Source organism: Epilithonimonas sp. (genome assembly GCF_056329745.1).
Window position 1 is genome coordinate 41,829 of sequence record NZ_JBWEYV010000003.1, and the last position, 17,200, is coordinate 59,028.

Below are 17,200 nucleotides of genomic sequence, written 5' to 3' on the forward strand. Positions count from 1 at the left end.
TTCCAACAGATATACTGAGCGGGGTTAAGCTTGCTCTAATACGCTGCTTACTAAGGCCACCTTGAATCCATTTGCAAGAAATTTTTTAGCAGTCTCCAAGCTAATTCCTTCTCCTGCACCGAAAATTACAATTGTTTTTTTCATTTATCCTTTTTTTAAATTGTTCGTTTATTCTATTTATATTAAATTTTTATGAGCCCATTGCTCTACATCGACCACCTCAATATTATTCTTATAATTGAATGTTTCCGCCATCGGCCATGTAACACCCGGATCAGTGAATACCAGACGATAACGAGCCAATACATCTTCCGGATTGATCTCTATATTGTTTTCCAGTGTAGTAGTGTCCCATAGCTGTCTATCAAACTTTTCGGAAAATATCTTTTCCATTTTGTCTCCGATTTCTTTAAACGTCAACGTATCACCTGCCACAAACACGACTTGATCCAAAATTTCCGGCTCATGAAAAAGCACCTTTATGGTCAATGCACCCACATCTTCACAGGTAGTCAGGGTAAGGGAGTTGTTCCAATCTCCCAGCGCATGGACTGTTTTGCTGGAAAGGTTGACGATTCCAAAATCTTCCCGGAAAAGGAAACTGGTAAACATACCGGTTGAAACAATGACCCAATGGGTTTTGTCTTGTCCACGCAGAAGATCCCGAACATCCAATTGTTCATCAAATACAGGTTGGGCGCTACCTCTGCCGATTTTGTCATAATCTGCCCCAAACTGCCACGGTACATACCTTCTCACACCCGCTTCTAATACGGCTTCCGTTATCTTAACCTGCATTCCTTTCCCGATAGAGAATCCACTACAACATATAACCGTGTCGTATTTTTTGAATACACTTGCCAGCTCTTTAATCGGTATGCCAAGATCTAATTCTTCTATAATGACATCATTATACTCCGGAATATTTTTGAATTTTTCAATACTTTCATGAGATGGTTTGATGACAACACCTATTTTATCATGCAAGCCCTGCTGTTTTTGGTATTGAAGAAGACTATGGAGCATTGCCAACCCTAGTTCTCCCGTACCAATTATTAAAAATGATTTTTCCATACGTTTCTAAAAATGATTTAGGCAAAGGTATGGCAGTAGAAAGGTGATGAAGGTACAAGAATCCGTGTTTGAGGTGCAAAAAAGCTATTTGCTACTTCTATAGTCTAGTGGCGTAAGGCACATATACTTTTTATAGAAGTTCAAAAAGTGGGATGTTTCTTGAAAATGAAGTATCCAGGCTATTTCCTTAATACTATATTCCGTGTGTTTGAGTAATACATTGGCTTCTTCTATGATCCGTTCGTGGATGAGTGTTTGAGTAGTTTTCCCGGTTACCCTTTTCATCGTCTTATTCAGGCGGTCAGTTGTTATACTCAATTTTTCAGCAAAGAAAGAGGGTGATTTCCCTTCTAATGGGTACTTGGGATTGATATTAAGAAATGTACGTTCTAATAATTTAAAAAAATGATCTTCGATATATTCTTTCTTCGATTCAGTCGACGGTGTATCAATGATTTTTTGTGCATAATGAATCAGATCAAAAATCCTATTTCGGATCAACGATTCTTTAAAAGTGTATTCACTTTGTTCTTCTTCCCTTAAGTTGTCAAAAATTTGCAAAAGTTGGTTATATTGACCCTCTTTCAAAGCAACGTTGAAAATTTCTTTTCCCCTGAAAACAGGCCAATCTTCTACTGGGATGCGGTCGGTTCCTTTGATGAAATGTTCATCGAATACACAGTATATAGCCGTGAATCCTAAATCTTCTGTCTTAAAACTTGACCTTGTCAGCGGATTCGTAAAAACGATATGTTTGCCAGATATTTTTATATTTTTTCCATTAGCATAATAGTTAGCCTCTCCATCTAAAAGGGCTATTTTATAAAAGGGTTTTCGTTGCAGACGTTCGCATGCGCTTAGATCGTCTTTAAGGTCTTCCCATAGCAATACATCGAAGTATCCCAGATAAGATTTCTGGTTATTGGGTTTACGATCAACGTATTCATCATAAAAAGTAGTAACACCTCTATTAAGCATTTCCTATTATATTAATATTATATTATAAAATTACGACTTTCTAATATTTTAATTTTTGTCGATTCGGTTTGCCTACCGTACAATACATAGCGAGAGAATTGGCGGTATCGGCAGATTACCTGACTGATGCTCTGCGAAGTATTGTCTGGCAAAATACACAGCAATATATCCACGAAAAACTAATTGAAAAGGCCAAAATATTATTATCCAGCACCGACATGTCGGTTAAGGAAATAGCTTATCAGTTAGGCTTTGAATACCCTCAATCTTTTCATAAACTGTTCAAGAACAAAGCATTTATCTCTCCCACCAAGTATAGAAAATCTTTTAATTACCTTGGCAACAAAACAATCACCACCACTTAGTTTAGCCCTACTCTATTCTTGTCAAAATTAGAGATCAGGTAATCTACAAAAATGAAAAATCTTTTAAAAGAATGATTTCCACCTTGCACACGTCATCTATGTAAAATCCTTACTGAACCTTTCGTAAATTGCTTATCTATGACGTTATAATAAAAAAATTGCTACGCCTTTTGAAAACAAGTTTAAATTTTAAATAAGTGAGTGACAATTTGTGTAATGCTTATATTTACCAAAGCTAAATTAAATAAATTGATTTCAAAACATGATATCCCCATTCATCAAGATGAACTGAAACAAATCGGTATAGAGGTTCTGCCTTTGAAAGGATTACAGTTTACCAGTCAGGGGTTACATAGGGATGACCATTATATGTTCATTATTCAAAATAAAGGTCATTTTGTTTTTGAGCTTGACTTTAATATGATTGAGATCAATAACGCTGGTATCTGTTATGTTGCACCCGGGCAGGTACAGCGTTACCTAAAATGTGAGCAATGTGAGGGATGGCTTTTATTTCTCAATACAGATTATCTATCAAAACAGGTTCGTGATAATTTTGATACGATGTTGAACGTCACCCAACACGTCCATCTTGACCAACAAGACCTGATTTTTTCATTTGCCAATAATTTGGAAAGATGGTGGTTAAGTGATAAACCAACAGATAAATTATCCCCTACTATCACAAGAGGTCTACTAGATAGCATTTCGGGGCTTATGGCGTCTAAACTATTGGGTGCCTCCACAAGTTTTAAATATATTAACAGCTCAAAATACCTATTGGCAACACGATTTAAACAATCAATAAATCTAAATTTTTTAACCATTAAACAAGTTAAAGATTACGCCGCTTTGCTCCATATAACACCTTTGTATCTCAACGAAGTGATGAAAGAAATAACGGGTTTTCCTGCAAGCTATTGGATACAGCAGGAAATAATTTTGGAAGCTAAGCGACTACTTTCCTATTCTGAGAAGGATATAAAAGAAATTGCGTGGGATTTGGGGTATGAAGATCACACGTACTTTTCACGATTTTTTAAAAAACATACGGGACATAACGCCTCTGCATTTCGTATAAACAAACCATAATTTGTCCAATTATCACCATGAAATAGCACCGGACTCTCGCAGCTAACATTCTTAAATTTGCATCATAAAATTTAAACAATTTATATGAACGCAACTATTGAACAAAATGCTGAGGCTGGATTTTATAAAATTACAACGCCAATCATCCTATCCGTCTTCTCCGTTTACCTTACCATAGGCATGATGCTGGGAATCCTACCTAATTATATAGAATCTAACTTAAAATACAACAGTGTAATTGTAGGTGTTGTAATTGGTGCACAAGCTTTAGCTACATTGGTTACCAGAGCATATGCAGGTAAACTTACAGATACAAGAGGAGCTAGATTAAGCACCCGAATCGGTGGAGCATTAGGAATAATTACAGGGCTGCTTTATCTCACATCAACTTTATTTGGTGCCAGTCCTGCTCTAGCACTCACCCTTGTTTTAACATCAAGGATTTTGCATGGCGTTGCCGAAAGCTTATTGGTTACAGGCTCGCTTAGCTGGGGTATCGGATTGGTAGGTATGTCCAGATCAGGAAAAGTAATGACCTGGAACGGCATAGCGATGTATGCGGGAATTGCGCTAGGGGCTCCCCTGGGTATTACACTAGTTAAGACAATCGGTATAGAGATTTCATTTGCAGCTATTGCTTTGTTATCAGGATTTAGTCTGATAATCACTCATAAACTCCCCCCTTTACCGTTAGACTTAAATCATGTCCGCGCCCCTTTTTACAGAGTTGTAGGAAAAGTTTATGGTCAAGGTTTGGGACTTGCCTTTGCTTCCATCGGCTTCGCCTGCATATCATCATTTATTATATTATTGTTTACCCAACAACATTGGGGAAATGCATCACAGGCATTTATGTTGTTTGGTGGGTTTTATATACTTGTTCGCCTCTTCTTCTCATCTTTTCCTGATAAGTACGGTGCTTATAAGATAGCCTTAATCTCATTAGTCATTGAAATTATTGGTCAGCTTTGCATTGGCTTTGCAACTTCCAAAGCGATGGCAATTGTAGGATGCTGTCTTACAGGAGCAGGTTTTTCATTGATTTTCCCGTCTCTAGGTGTTATGGCTATAAAAAAGGTATCTCCACAAATGCGGGGAACGGCACTGGGAGCCTACGGCGCCTTCTTTGACCTTTCACTGGGGCTTGCCGCACCCATTGCCGGTTTGGTTGCCCAGTGGTACAACTACCAAATGGTGTATATATTTGGGGCACTTAGCTGCTTTATCGCCGTGTTGGTACTGTTTCTTGGTGAGAAAAAAAGCATGACCACGAAAGATATAGAATTGACAGCTGCAGAAAAATAGCTACGGGCTACTCTCATTATTTAAACAAATTAAATTATAAAATATGAATATTGTATTAACAGGATCTATTAGTAATGTAGGTAAACCTCTTACCGAAAAATTGATAAAAGAAGGGCACTCTGTTACGGTCGTTAGCAGTAAACCTGAAAGACGGATTGATATTGAAGCTATTGGAGCAAAGGCAGCTATCGGAAGCATGTTTGACAAAAACTTTCTATCAAAAACATTTAAAGGGGCAGATATCGTTTACCTGATGGAAACATTGGATGCGGCCGGGGGATTTTTTGATAAGGACGTAGATTTTATTGCTTCAATCAACCAAATCGGACATCATTACAAGGAAGCCATTTTAGAAGCTGGTGTTAAAAAAGTGGTTCATCTCAGCAGTATCGGAGCACATACTAATAAAGGAACAGGTATCCTGATATTCCACCACAATGTGGAAAATATCCTGAGACAGTTGCCTGAAGATGTATCCATAAAATTCATTCGTCCGGTAGGTTTTTTCACGAATCTGTTTGGGTTTATCCGTACCATAAAAACAAAAGGTGTTATCATCTCGAACTGGGGAGGAGATAAAAAAGAACCCTGGGTTTCTCCATTGGATATTGCGGATGTCATTGCCGAAGAAATTAAAAAGCCTTTTGAAGGAAGAATGGTTCGTTATGTGGCCAGCGATGAAGTTTCACCTAACGAAATTGCCAAGGTGTTGGGCGAAGCTATTGGAATACCAGATCTACAGTGGCAGGTAATCTCCAATGAAGAATTAACAGACAATTGGTTGTCTATTGGTTTTAACGAACAGATAGCAAAGGGATTTGCGGAGTTTCAGACCAGTCAGGGAACAGGTGCTTTGTACGAAGACTACCATAAAAATAAACCTGCCTTAGGTAAGATAAAATTGGTTGATTTTGCCAGAGACTTTGCCACAGCTTACAATAAAGAATAATCATTTATAACAATTAATAAAGAAAATATGAAAACAGTATTAATAACAGGAGCCAACAAAGGAATTGGTTTTGAAACCGCTAAACAAATGGCTTCACTAGGATATTTTGTATATCTCGGGAGCAGGGATAAAGAAAAGGGAGAAAATGCCGTCAAATTAATGAAGGACCAAGGTTTCCAGAATGTTGATTTTTTACATATAGACATTGCTGATAGCAGCTCCATAAAGCAGGCTCGAGCAGAAATGGAAAAGAAAACAGCATCGCTTGATGTACTCATTAATAATGCCGGCATACTGGGAGATATGCCACAGGAGCCTTCTACAACAAGTATAGAGAATTACAGAAATGTTTTTGAAACCAATGTTTTTGGTACTATTGAGGTGACACAACAATTTATGGAACTTTTAAAAAAATCCGGCTCACCAAGAATCGTTAATGTTTCCAGCGAGGTAGGATCTTTGACTGAGAACAGTGATCCCAACTGGTTCAAATATGATTCTGTAAAACCTTTTTTCGCTGTTTACGGAGCATCAAAATCGGCCGTTAATGCCTATACGATTGCCTTGGCATATGAACTCAGAGACACTAATTTTAAAGTGAACAGTGTTACACCTGGGCATACCGCAACAGAGTTTAACAATTACAAAGGATTCAAAACTGTGGAAGAAGGCGCGAAACCCATTGTGAAATGTGCTATACTTTCCGATGAAGGTGCGACCGGAAAATTCTTTAGCGAAGAAGGTGAGGTTAAATGGTGATTAACAATAAAAATCAATAAGTATATTATGGATATATTGTTTGTAAAACAGTATATCCATAATATCAATCCAAACATGAGTAAAGAAACATTTAAAACAATACAAGCTGAGTTAATAGTCAGTAGGAAACAATATCTTACCCCTCACTACATTAGAGTCTGGCTTACGGGAAATGATATAGAAGCCTTTGCAGACACAACTGTTGGAGAACACAATAAGATCTTAATTCCACCGAAAGGAATCCGTAATATTCATTTTCCCTATTTTGATCCAGTGACGAAGAAATGGATACAACCGTCTGAAGAGGTTCGCCCTATTACAAGAACCTATACGCACAGAGGATTTGATTTGAATAGAAAGGAAATATGGATCGACTTTGTAGCTCATGGAGAAGAAGGTCCGGCATCAGCTTGGGCCATCAATGCAAAAGAAGGAGATATTTTGGGTGTGATGATGAAAGCCGGGAAAAAGGAATTATTCCCTATTGTAGATCATTATGTGTTGATGGGAGATGCCACAGGAATACCGGTTTTGTCGGCAATTTTGGAAAATCTTCCGGCTACTGCCAAAGGTATCTGTATAATTGAAGTCTACAATAAAGAAGATGAACAGCCCCTAACTACTGCGGCAGATATTCATTTCGAATGGTTACATAGTTTACAACCTGGTTTAAGCAGCCAATTACCAGAGAAACTTAAGAGTACAGACTTACCGGAGGAAAACCGGTATGCACACATAGCTGCAGAGTATTCTTCAGTCAAAGAAATCCGACGCTATCTACGTGATGAAAAAAATTTCCAGCGAGAAGAGCTGAATGCTTATGCTTATTGGAAATTTGGAGCATCCGAAGATAAATCGACACAGGATAGAAAGTCATCGCCATTAATTAGTGAATAAGCGCCGTCTATATCTTTTGCGATTTTAATATGACCGGCTACAAGTCCTTTATAGCAGTAGGATTTCAACTAAGAAGAACAGTCTTTACAAATTCCTGTTAGAACACAGTTGACGCTGTCAACATGGTAACCTGCAGGTACCGAGAAATGGACCGATTGCGTTAGACATTCGATGGTTTGGCAATTTTTACACCGGAAATGAAAGTGATTATCCTTAAAACTATTCTCATCACATTTCATGTAGGCAGCGAAGTATTGCTTACCATCTTCAGCCACTATTTTATGGATAATGCCATCTTCACAGAAACGGTTCAAAACCCTGTAAATCGTTGCCCGGTCGATTTCTACATCAATTTTTTCCTCTATCACATCACGACTCATTGCTTTACCTGACCTTATCAATAGGTCCAAAACTGCTTCTTTTGACGGTGTATTTCGACGTTTCATAAATACATTTTCATCTATTACAAAATTAATGAAATAATTTGAAATTAGTTATTGCGAATAATTTGCATTAATAAAACTTTTGTTACCTTTGCTGAAGTTAGTTAGGCCCCGAATTTACAATAGATTAACTAAATATCAACGTTCCTTCTTTTTAAAAATCACTAATAAAAATCTGTGCTATGGATCATAATGAATATTTCGATGTCATCATCATCGGTGGCAGCTATGCGGGGCTTTCGGCCGCGATGGCTTTGGGACGCTCGATGAGACGTGTTCTAATTATTGATAGTGGTTTGCCTTGTAACAGGCAAACACCCTACTCTCACAACTTCATCACCCAAGATGGTGTAAGACCTGCTGAAATTGCTGATAAAGCCAGATCCCAAGTTTTAGAATATGCGTCCGTACATATTGTAAATGACCTTGCAGTAAGCGAAAAAAAACGGAATCTGGTTTTACGATAACCACGCAGTCCTACAATCATTTCAACGCAAAAAAATTAATATTTGCTACAGGAATCAAGGACATTATGCCGCCGATAAGAGGCTTCTCTGAGTGTTGGGGAATTTCCGTAATCCACTGCCCATACTGTCACGGTTATGAATTTCGTAATCAGAAAACCGGCATATTTTCAAACGGGGATCGCGCTTTTCAACTTACTTCTTTGGTTCGTAATTTAACGGATGATATAACACTCCTTACTTCAGGAGAGGCTAAATTTAACGCTGACCAATTAGAAAAACTGAAAAAGCACAACGTTGAAATCACCGAAAAAGTAATTATCGGGATTGAACATGTTGGCGGGCAGATTAAAAATGTGGTTTTTAATGATGATATTATGATGAATTTTGATGCATTATATTCCCCTTTACCATTTGAGCAGTATTGTGATATTCCCCTTACTTTAGGATGTGAACTGACAGAACAGGGTTATATTAAAGTTGATAGTTTTCAGAAAACAACAGTTGAAGGCATCTTTGCTTGTGGTGACAATACAGCAATGATGCGTTCGGTCGCTAATGCCGTAGCGATGGGTGGAATTGCCGGCAGCATGACCAACAAAGAACTTAGTGAAGAAGGTTTTTGAAATAATAGCCAAATCAAAACACAACTGTAAAATTGCTGCTGGCACTACTGTATTATACACTAATGAGCAGTATGAAACAATAAGGTCGACAGTGGCCAACAAAGCAGGCGGCGGAAGCTGCTCTGAGTGATTTTGCAGAAAAATGGGAAAGTATATATTCTTACACGATTGAATCCTGGTGGAATAAATATCTCATCTAATTTTATCATTTTATTGATATTCAATGAATCTTCCATTTGGAATGAGCTGACCGTATTTTTTTGAATTTCCTTTAGAAATCCGTAAAATTATTTACACCACCAATTTAATCGAGAATCTCAACGGCAAAATCCGAAAACACAACAAAAACAAAATGTCTTTTCCCACCGATGATGCAGTAATTAAATCAGTATATCTCGCATTAAAAGAAGCTAGTAAAAAATGGACGATGCCTATCCAAAATTGGGGTATTGTTTTTAACCAGTTTATGCTTATTTTTGAAAAAAGGCTCAGATTATAAAATCCAAGCTCTAACTTTTTAACTTACACACTTTGTGGGATAATGTAAATTTCATATTGCCAAAAACGTGAGAATTCTTAATAAGATGCTCTATTTGATCTGCTATCATGGCGCAAATAGCGTCTAGTAAAGATTTTGTAACAGTTAATTTAGGTAGATACTGTTCTTCATGTATTGTGCACCACGTTTATAGATTGTTTGACAACGAAAAAATCAAATCACTTTTAAGAATGATTCAATCTTGATGGCGATCTACAAGCAGATCAAAAACTGCTCTGTATTGCCCCAATAGAAAATCGGTGTTGATAAAAAAAAGCTACCCGCTGCAAAGTTCTGTTTTGATGTAACTGACAAGTAAACACTAAGCCATATGGAAGCATGATTTCCAATCTAGCCTCTATCACTTCGTCCTGAGGCAGTAATATATTTAGTTTTTTTCAGACAATAGTTATCAACTCATCATCACTACCGTAAAATAACTTGGCAAAGTATCCAAAAATCAAGAATACTAATTGGTTTTTCGGTAGTTCCATATTGCCAATCCGTTGAGGACAACAGCAAAGGCTGCTAAGTTTAGAAGCTCGGACTTAACATCATCAAAACCACTTCCTTTGAGTACGATGAGGCGTACCACTTTTATAAAATGCGTGACGGGGGTGAAGGCAGAGAGTGTTTTGGCCCAGTCGGGCATACTGTCTGTACTGGTGAACAAGCCGCTCATCAACATAAATATCATCATAAAAAAGAACGCAATAAACATGGCCTGCAATTGGGTGTCTGCAAAAGTAGAAATTAACAGACCCAAACCCAACACTGCTACTAGATAAACAGCCGCGATACCGTATAAGAGAAGCAAACTGCCTTTCGGAAAAATACCGTAAAACAGGTACATAACAATCAGCCCTAGTGTAAAAACGATGATACCCATGATCCAAAACGGAATAAGTTTACCGAGGATAAATTGCCACTTTTTAATGGGAGTTACATTAATCTGTTCTATAGTGCCAATCTCTTTTTCCTTAACAATGTTAAGTGCTGTAATGAAGCCGCCAATCATGGTCAACAGCAGGACCAATATACCCGGCACCATATAATATTTATACTCCGCATGGGGATTATACCAATTGGTACTCTCTATACTGATATTCTGTTGCGGGATCAGTCGGCCATCCGGTAATTTGTAATTGACATCCAGATTTCGGTTATAATCCCGCAGCACCTGCACCAGATAAGCACCGCCCAGAGAGGCTTTGGTTCCATTAATAGCATCTACAGAAAGATTGACTTTTTGACTGCCTTCACGGACGAGGTTTTTCTCAAATCCTGCAGGGATCTCCAGAATCAGGTCGGCTTTGCCATACTCCACCATTTCCAGTCCTTGTCTGAAGGAGTTTACGCGATCTGTCATTTTAAAATAGCCGGATGATGCTATCTTGTGTTCAAGTTCTCGGGAATAACTGCTGTGGTCATTATCCACATATGCCACATTGACATTTTTAACTTCAAAATTAGCGGCCAACGGCAAAATAATCAACTGCATGACGGGTGCAAAAAACATCATGGACAAGATCGTTCTGTCCCTGAGAATCTGACGAAACTCCTTCTGCAATATAAAACGCAATACCTTCATTATAACCTGATTTTAAAATTTTTAAGTGCCAGCGTAAGTAGCACAGTTGCCATTCCGGCCAGTATCAGTGTTTCTTTCCAAATGTAACCAAAGCCCAAACCTTTCAGCATTACCGCCTTTGTAATGCTGTAATAGTAGCGGGAAGGTATAATGTAAGACGCATACTGAAACGCTTTGGGCATATTCTCCAACGGAAACATAAAGCCTGTAAGCAGCATGGTGGGCATCATCATCCCCATCATAGAGATCAGCATGGCCGTCTGCTGCGATGCCGTGATGTTGGAAATCAACAGTCCTAGAGACAGGCAGGTGATGATAAATAGGATACTTTCCGCAAAAAGTAGAAGCAAGCTTCCCCTGATCTCAACATTAAGAAAAAACACTGCCAGCAGAAGGATGATTATAAAATCAATGAGTGAAAGTACCAGATAAGGGACCGCCTTGGCAATCAATACCATTATCGGTTTGAATGGTGACACCAGCAAAATCTCCATAGTGCCCAACTCTTTCTCCCGTACCACAGCCACAGAGGTAAGCGCCGTACTTACAATCATAAAGATTAGTGCAATAACACCGGGAATAAAGTTGAGCGAGCCATTTTGAGTTTCGTTGTAGAGTTGCCTGGTTTCTGGGATAATCTGATAAGAAAGCCTGGAAGTGGGATTGTTTTCCTGCTGGTAATTTGCAATAATAGCATTGAGGTAAGTGGTGACAGTGGCTGCGGTATTGGGGTCTGAGCCATCCGTAATCAACTGGATTTTTGCGCCTCCGGGACTGTATATATCACTACCAAATTTTGCAGGGAATATTAATGCACACTTGATGCTGCCTTCCCTAAACTGTTTCTTCAGCTCATCATAATTAATGGCCGGAGAGCTCATTTTAAAATTGGTGCTGGCATTGATTTTATTGATGATCTGCTGGGACTGTACATCGTTTGCATTATCCAGCACTGCCAATCCGATATTCTTGACCTCGCTACTGAGCGCAAAACCAAAAAGAACAATCTGGACAATAGGCATCCCAAAAAGGATGAGCAAGGTCCGCTTATCCCGGAAAACGTGGTAAAACTCTTTTCGTATAAATGCAAATAACTGTTTCATTTCCTGACATTAAGGATGATTAATAAAATCTAAAAAAGGAAGGTTTCACCATAAAGCCAATCCGAATCATACTGGTTCGTTGCCTATAATCTACAAGGCTCTCTGCGTAGCCCTGCCACCACTGCACCGTCCAATAAAGGTTTCTTTTGACCGACGGGCGGAAACTGAGGGTTGTCATGAGGCTGCCTTTGGTATCCCAACTGGCACCTTTTCTCGCCGTGAGATCAAGAATAAGAAGGTCTTTTTTAATTCCCCACGAAAACTGTGCTTCAGAATAGCCAATGTATTTATTAAGATCTGGGTTATCACTGCTTTTAGAAGGTATATAGATTTTAAGCGTCGCATTCAGTCTGTCTGAGAACAAATGAGAATAACTAATTCCCACAAAATTCCAGCTGCGAGAATAGATGCTGTCCCGGCCATTAGACTCGTGCTCTACACTCAGGGTTACCACACCCGTGAGGTTCCCCTTGGTATAAATAGGTTTTACCAGCTGTAAACCCGGATTATAATTGGTTTCGGCAAAAGGACTAGATTTTTTGTAAATATCCCAAAACGATTTTTGGGTATAAGTCAGATAAAAATAAGAACCCCATACTATAGGCCTGTTCTGGATTCTCTGCTTGAAACTGAACTGGAATTTGGCATCCGAATTATCCTTATCAGGCTTATGATCCAGTGGGATGCCACTGATGAAATAATTATCCTTAAAAATAGAAAATGCCGGTGATTTGCTGATATAATACTCGGTGCTGTCTTTGCTTAGGTTGGCCTGTGCCAGCAAAGCCTGCGATAAGAAAAACATCCCCAGAAAAGACAACAGCACCCTCTTGAAATTTTTATTGTTATTGATTATCATATTTTTTAATATGTAAATAAATCTGCCCTTTACCATCATTGTCAACTATTAATCCGAAGCTCTTACTGCTCCTCTTGCCAGCTGGAAAAAAACCTCATCCATAGAATCGGTCTTAAACTGATGTTTGAGATTACAAGGGCTATCCAGTGCCTCTATCCTGCCATCTACCATTACACTGATCCTGTTGCAGTACTCGGCTTCATCCATGTAATGCGTTGTTACGAAAACGGTAATCCCATTACCTGCCGCCTCATATATCATGTCCCAAAACTGCCGCCTTGTTACAGGATCCACACCACCGGTAGGCTCATCCAGAAAAACAATTTGTGGTTGATGGAAAATAGCTACCGAAAACGCCAGTTTCTGTTTCCACCCCAGAGGGAGCTCGCCCACCATTTTTTTTGCTTCATTCTCCAGTCCCAGTTTTTGGATCAGTTCCCTGCTCCGTTCTTTGATTTCGGGGCGGGTTACGCCATACACACCGCCGTAGAATTCGATATTCTCCAGGATAGTCAGGTTATCATACAGGGAAAATTTCTGGCTCATATAGCCAATATTTTTCTTGATGCTTTCCTGCTGTTTGTATACATCAAAACCAGCAACAAAAGCCTCACCTGAGGTGGGATAAGACAGTCCGCACAAGATGCGCATGGCTGTAGTTTTGCCGGCTCCGTTAGCACCGAGGAACCCAAAGATCTCCCCTTTCTCCACATCAAAAGTAATGTTATCTACCGCCTTAAAATCCCCAAACTGTTTTGTTAGATCTTTACAGATGATTGCTTTGTTCTCAGACGAACGTTGAGAGTTAAAAGCTGACCGTTCTTGCTCCATTTCAATTATATTTTATCGAGATTAAGCTTTGTAGTGTGATAATGTATGCGGGCATTTCAACTTTCATTTTCTAATTTTCCATTATTATCATTTTCATTCATCAGACAGATAAAACTATCCTCCACTGTTGGTTTTATGACTTTTACCTCCACAGCAGAGTAGTTATTTTGCTTTGCCAATTGATTAACAACTTCTTCACCGTTCTTATCATCGGATTTAAGGGTCAGGTGAATGTATTCCCCAAATGCAAAACAGCTCTCTACCCGCCCGTCATTTCGCAGATCTTGCAACAGCCTGTATATATCATCCGCTTTTGCTGCGAACAGTGTTTTTGGGAAATTGTTGATGATCTTCTCGGGAGTATCAATAGACATGACCTTGCCATTCTGTATCAGCGCAATCCTGTCGCAACGAGTGGCTTCATCCATATAAGGCGTAGATACCACGATGGTAATGCCCTGCTTTTTAAGTTTGTCCAACATATCCCAAAACTCTTTTCTGGACACCACATCCACACCGGTTGTAGGTTCGTCCAGAAACAACACTGTCGGTTTATGGATTAAAGCACAGCAAAGCGCCAATTTTTGCTTCATGCCCCCAGACAGTTTACCCGCCCGGCGGTTGTTGAATGGTTTGATTTGATCGTATATATCACTGATAAGGTCGTAATTCTTCTCAATGGTCGTCCCAAAAACTGTGGCAAAAAATGATAAGTTCTCCTGCACCGTCAAATCCTGATAAAGTGAAAACTTACCGGGCATATAGCCTACAATATTCCTAATTTCGCGGTATTTGTCTACAACATCCAAACCCTCTACACTTGCCGTTCCGCTGTCTGCCAACAATAAAGTGGTAAGAATCCTAAACAAGGAAGTCTTGCCTGCACCATCCGGCCCTATCAGCCCAAACAGCTCGCCCTTTTGGACTTCAAAAGACACATCGCTGACAGCTGTTAGCTCGCCCTTGTTATAGGTTTTGGTGATATTTTTTACACTTACGGAAATCATTCTACAATTTTGAATATTTTACTATTGACCGAAAATCACTTCCCCATACATCCCAATCTTTAAAAAGCCATCGTTTTTAACATGAACCTTGATGGCATACACCAGGTTGGCTCTTTCGTCTTTGGTCTGTATGGTTTTGGGTGTAAACTCGGATGTTGCAGAAATCCAGCTTATTGTTCCCGGGTATTCTTTGTAACCCTCTTTACCATCATCTATCCTTACTTTAACCTTCTGCCCCACCTTGATTTGTGGCAATTGGTTTCCGGTAACATAGGCTTTCAGATCCAGATGTTCTGTATTGGCAATTTTGTAGAGCGGCTTACCGATGGTTTGCATCTCGCCCTGTAAGGCATAGCTGGTTAAGACCGTCCCTTTAAGAGGGTTAATGATTTGGCCTTTATCAATCTGCTCCTGCAGCTGGGCTGCGGCTTTTTCGAGTGGCCCTTTTTCGCTCAGGATGCTTTTGTTTTGTACACCGGTATTATAGGTATTCAGTTTTAGCTGCTGTGCGGTTACCGCTATTTGCCTTTTCAACTGGATAATGGCAGCATTGATATCATCTAGTTGTTTGCGGGTAGCGGCATCTGCTTTTACCAAGTTCTCTGTTCGGGTTCGCTCTTTCAGTTGCTGATCCAGCTGCGCCTGCTGTACTTCCAGCTGGCGGCGTACCAGCTCTGCCTGATCATTAGGCGCAACAGTTTTCTGGGACAGTGCCGCTATGCTTGCTTCGGTTTGTTGCTTTTGTATTTTAAGTACAGAAACATCAATTTGCCCCACATTGCTGCCGGGTTGCAGCTGCTGCCCTTCTTTAACAGTGTAAGTCTCTAGAACCCCATTTTGCTGGGCGGAGATGATCACTTCATCGGCTTCAAAATTCCCCGATGCATCATACTCTGTTTTTTTACTGCAAGACAAAACGAATGCTGCAGCCAGAAAAAGTATTGTTGTTTGTTTCATATTGATTCTTTTTATTCTGTTATACACTACGGCTTGGTGTTTCAATTTCCTGATTTAAATTTGAGATTATATTGCGCTTGTAGCAGTTGCAGCTCATGAATCTTGAGGTTTTGCCTTGCCACATTTTCATTATTGAGTTTCTGGATATACTCATGGACGGTTATAACACCGTTGGCCAACTGGGCAGAAGCCGATTTTGTAACAGCTTCCCTTAACAGAATTGTTTTATTATCCTGATCAATCATAAGCCCGTATTTGCTCACATTTTCCTCCTGCTGCGCCATGTCCAGCTTCACGCTTTGGAGGAAACTTTCCCGGTCAACATCAGCTGTCTGGCTGTTAATTTTGTAAATGTTGCGTTGGTCTCTAACTGTGTAAAGGTTACCCAGATTCCAGTTAAGACGCAGGCCGGTAATGTACCAGGCGCCAAAATCATTGGAAACGGGATTGAGTGTTGGGCGGCCATAAGCCCCTTGAAAAAAAGCTTTAAGCGTAGGTAAGTAACCGGATTTAAGTTGACTGGACTGAATTTCGCTGAGGTTTTTTTGGAGATTGAATTGCTCCAGTTCTGGGCGTCTGATATCACCAGTAGACAAGACCGGCTCTGGTTTAGCAAGTTCCGATGCATCTGCCACCACCTGACCTATCAAGATGGACAGCATTTTCAGATACGCCTGCCGGTTTCCAGCATAGTCTATATTGGTTAGTTTCGTGTTCTCAATCTCCGCCTTCAATTCATTTACATCACTTGCATAAGCCGTTCCGTATTTATAGGCAGCTTCGGTTTTATCGAGCTGGGTCTGCAGGCTGGCGATTTTCAAATTGTTAAGTTCTAGCTGCTCACCCAGCAGAAAAACAGAGAAAACAATATTATTGATTCTTTCATTTACCTGATAAAGTTGGGTTTTTATACCTTGCACCTGCAATTCGGTATTAGCTTTTGTAAGTTCATTTTGATAATGCACATTGCCCCCATCGTATAGCAGCTGCTCTACTTCGCCAGCGATTCTGTATTGGTCTTTGCTGAACTCCGGCGGCGCAATACCAATAGCCGAGGTATTATTGCCCAGCAGCGCACCATAATCCACCACCTGGGACTGGTAGGTGGCCTGTCCACTGATATTAAGTTGTGGCAGGAATTTTTTATTCGCATTCCTGATAGTATAATCGGCAGATTTATTGATCAAATCTAGCTTTTTCACCACGGGATAATTTTGCTTAGCCAGCGCATAGCATTGTTCCAGAGTTAGTTTCCCCGACTGTGCTTTCAGATTCGACGTCAGAAACGAGACAGCAACTACAAGCAAGAGAACATTGATTTTATTTAAAAACATAACATACATGTTAAATTAAAATTTATAA

At 39.6% G+C, this 17,200-nt stretch carries 18 protein-coding genes and 1 pseudogene; 9 read left to right on the forward strand and 10 right to left on the reverse strand.

The features are described 5' to 3' along the window. Positions 1-177 precede the first annotated feature (177 nt). Entirely contained in the window at positions 178-1,026 is an 849-nt protein-coding gene (locus AC00Y6_RS03260) for an aromatic alcohol reductase (protein ID WP_474489182.1), read from the reverse strand. A gap of 132 nt (positions 1,027-1,158) precedes the next feature. Next, positions 1,159-2,052 (reverse strand): helix-turn-helix domain-containing protein, encoded by an 894-nt coding sequence (locus AC00Y6_RS03265; protein WP_474489183.1) that lies wholly within the window; start codon positions 2,050-2,052, stop codon positions 1,159-1,161. A 68-nt stretch (positions 2,053-2,120) separates the two neighbouring features. On the opposite strand from AC00Y6_RS03265, the gene AC00Y6_RS03270 reads away from it, so the two are divergent. The 6 genes from AC00Y6_RS03270 to AC00Y6_RS03295 all read left to right on the forward strand — a co-directional run bounded on the left by AC00Y6_RS03270 (position 2,121) and on the right by AC00Y6_RS03295 (position 7,419). Then, complete coding sequence (locus AC00Y6_RS03270) at positions 2,121-2,417, forward strand: helix-turn-helix domain-containing protein (protein WP_474489184.1); 297 nt, start codon at positions 2,121-2,123, stop codon at positions 2,415-2,417. A gap of 216 nt (positions 2,418-2,633) precedes the next feature. Further along, positions 2,634-3,509 carry a helix-turn-helix domain-containing protein gene (locus AC00Y6_RS03275; RefSeq protein ID WP_474489185.1) on the forward strand — a complete coding sequence of 292 codons (876 nt, stop codon included), beginning with the start codon at positions 2,634-2,636 and terminating at the stop codon, positions 3,507-3,509. Positions 3,510-3,593: 84 nt separating this feature from the next. Further along, positions 3,594-4,814, forward strand: coding sequence for an MFS transporter (locus AC00Y6_RS03280; protein ID WP_474489186.1), 1,221 nt, complete (start codon positions 3,594-3,596; stop codon positions 4,812-4,814). A gap of 43 nt (positions 4,815-4,857) precedes the next feature. Continuing rightward, entirely contained in the window at positions 4,858-5,763 is a 906-nt protein-coding gene (locus AC00Y6_RS03285; RefSeq protein WP_474489187.1) for an SDR family oxidoreductase, read from the forward strand. A gap of 27 nt (positions 5,764-5,790) precedes the next feature. Then, the gene (locus AC00Y6_RS03290) at positions 5,791-6,522 is read left to right on the forward strand and encodes an SDR family oxidoreductase (protein WP_474489188.1); all 732 of its coding nucleotides are present in this window, start codon (positions 5,791-5,793) and stop codon (positions 6,520-6,522) included. Positions 6,523-6,549: 27 nt separating this feature from the next. Next, a complete protein-coding gene (locus tag AC00Y6_RS03295) occupies positions 6,550-7,419 on the forward strand; it encodes a siderophore-interacting protein (protein ID WP_474489189.1) in 870 nt (289 codons plus the stop codon). Between the two features lie 68 nt (positions 7,420-7,487). On the opposite strand, the gene AC00Y6_RS03300 is transcribed toward AC00Y6_RS03295, so the two are convergent. Further along, the gene (locus AC00Y6_RS03300; protein ID WP_474489190.1) at positions 7,488-7,865 is read right to left on the reverse strand and encodes a Fur family transcriptional regulator; all 378 of its coding nucleotides are present in this window, start codon (positions 7,863-7,865) and stop codon (positions 7,488-7,490) included. A 179-nt stretch (positions 7,866-8,044) separates the two neighbouring features. Between AC00Y6_RS03300 and AC00Y6_RS03305 the strand changes: the two genes are divergently transcribed. From AC00Y6_RS03305 to AC00Y6_RS03315, 3 genes and pseudogenes are all read left to right on the forward strand, one after another. Continuing rightward, on the forward strand, positions 8,045-8,329 hold the full coding sequence (locus AC00Y6_RS03305; RefSeq protein ID WP_474489191.1) for an FAD-dependent oxidoreductase: 285 nt from the start codon (positions 8,045-8,047) through the stop codon (positions 8,327-8,329). Positions 8,330-8,394: 65 nt separating this feature from the next. Further along, the gene (locus AC00Y6_RS03310; RefSeq protein WP_474489192.1) at positions 8,395-8,952 is read left to right on the forward strand and encodes an NAD(P)/FAD-dependent oxidoreductase; all 558 of its coding nucleotides are present in this window, start codon (positions 8,395-8,397) and stop codon (positions 8,950-8,952) included. 95 nt (positions 8,953-9,047) lie between these two features. Beyond that, positions 9,048-9,451, forward strand: a pseudogene (locus tag AC00Y6_RS03315) (transposase); the annotation flags it as partial. A 508-nt stretch (positions 9,452-9,959) separates the two neighbouring features. Here AC00Y6_RS03315 and AC00Y6_RS03320 read toward each other — a convergent pair. The 7 genes from AC00Y6_RS03320 to AC00Y6_RS03350 are packed head-to-tail and all read right to left on the reverse strand — an operon-like array spanning position 9,960 to position 17,172. After that, the gene (locus AC00Y6_RS03320; protein WP_474489193.1) at positions 9,960-11,081 is read right to left on the reverse strand and encodes an ABC transporter permease; all 1,122 of its coding nucleotides are present in this window, start codon (positions 11,079-11,081) and stop codon (positions 9,960-9,962) included. Further along, on the reverse strand, positions 11,081-12,184 hold the full coding sequence (locus AC00Y6_RS03325) for an ABC transporter permease (protein WP_474489194.1): 1,104 nt from the start codon (positions 12,182-12,184) through the stop codon (positions 11,081-11,083). The genes AC00Y6_RS03320 and AC00Y6_RS03325 overlap by 1 nt, the downstream gene beginning before the upstream one ends. A gap of 19 nt (positions 12,185-12,203) precedes the next feature. Continuing rightward, the gene (locus AC00Y6_RS03330) at positions 12,204-13,043 is read right to left on the reverse strand and encodes a phospholipase A (RefSeq protein WP_474489195.1); all 840 of its coding nucleotides are present in this window, start codon (positions 13,041-13,043) and stop codon (positions 12,204-12,206) included. A gap of 48 nt (positions 13,044-13,091) precedes the next feature. Next, positions 13,092-13,874, reverse strand: coding sequence for an ABC transporter ATP-binding protein (locus tag AC00Y6_RS03335; RefSeq protein ID WP_474489196.1), 783 nt, complete (start codon positions 13,872-13,874; stop codon positions 13,092-13,094). Between the two features lie 56 nt (positions 13,875-13,930). After that, positions 13,931-14,881 (reverse strand): ABC transporter ATP-binding protein, encoded by a 951-nt coding sequence (locus AC00Y6_RS03340; protein WP_474489197.1) that lies wholly within the window; start codon positions 14,879-14,881, stop codon positions 13,931-13,933. Between the two features lie 21 nt (positions 14,882-14,902). Further along, a complete protein-coding gene (locus AC00Y6_RS03345; protein ID WP_474489198.1) occupies positions 14,903-15,838 on the reverse strand; it encodes an HlyD family secretion protein in 936 nt (311 codons plus the stop codon). A gap of 41 nt (positions 15,839-15,879) precedes the next feature. Next, the gene (locus AC00Y6_RS03350; protein ID WP_474489199.1) at positions 15,880-17,172 is read right to left on the reverse strand and encodes a TolC family protein; all 1,293 of its coding nucleotides are present in this window, start codon (positions 17,170-17,172) and stop codon (positions 15,880-15,882) included. Positions 17,173-17,200 lie beyond the last annotated feature (28 nt).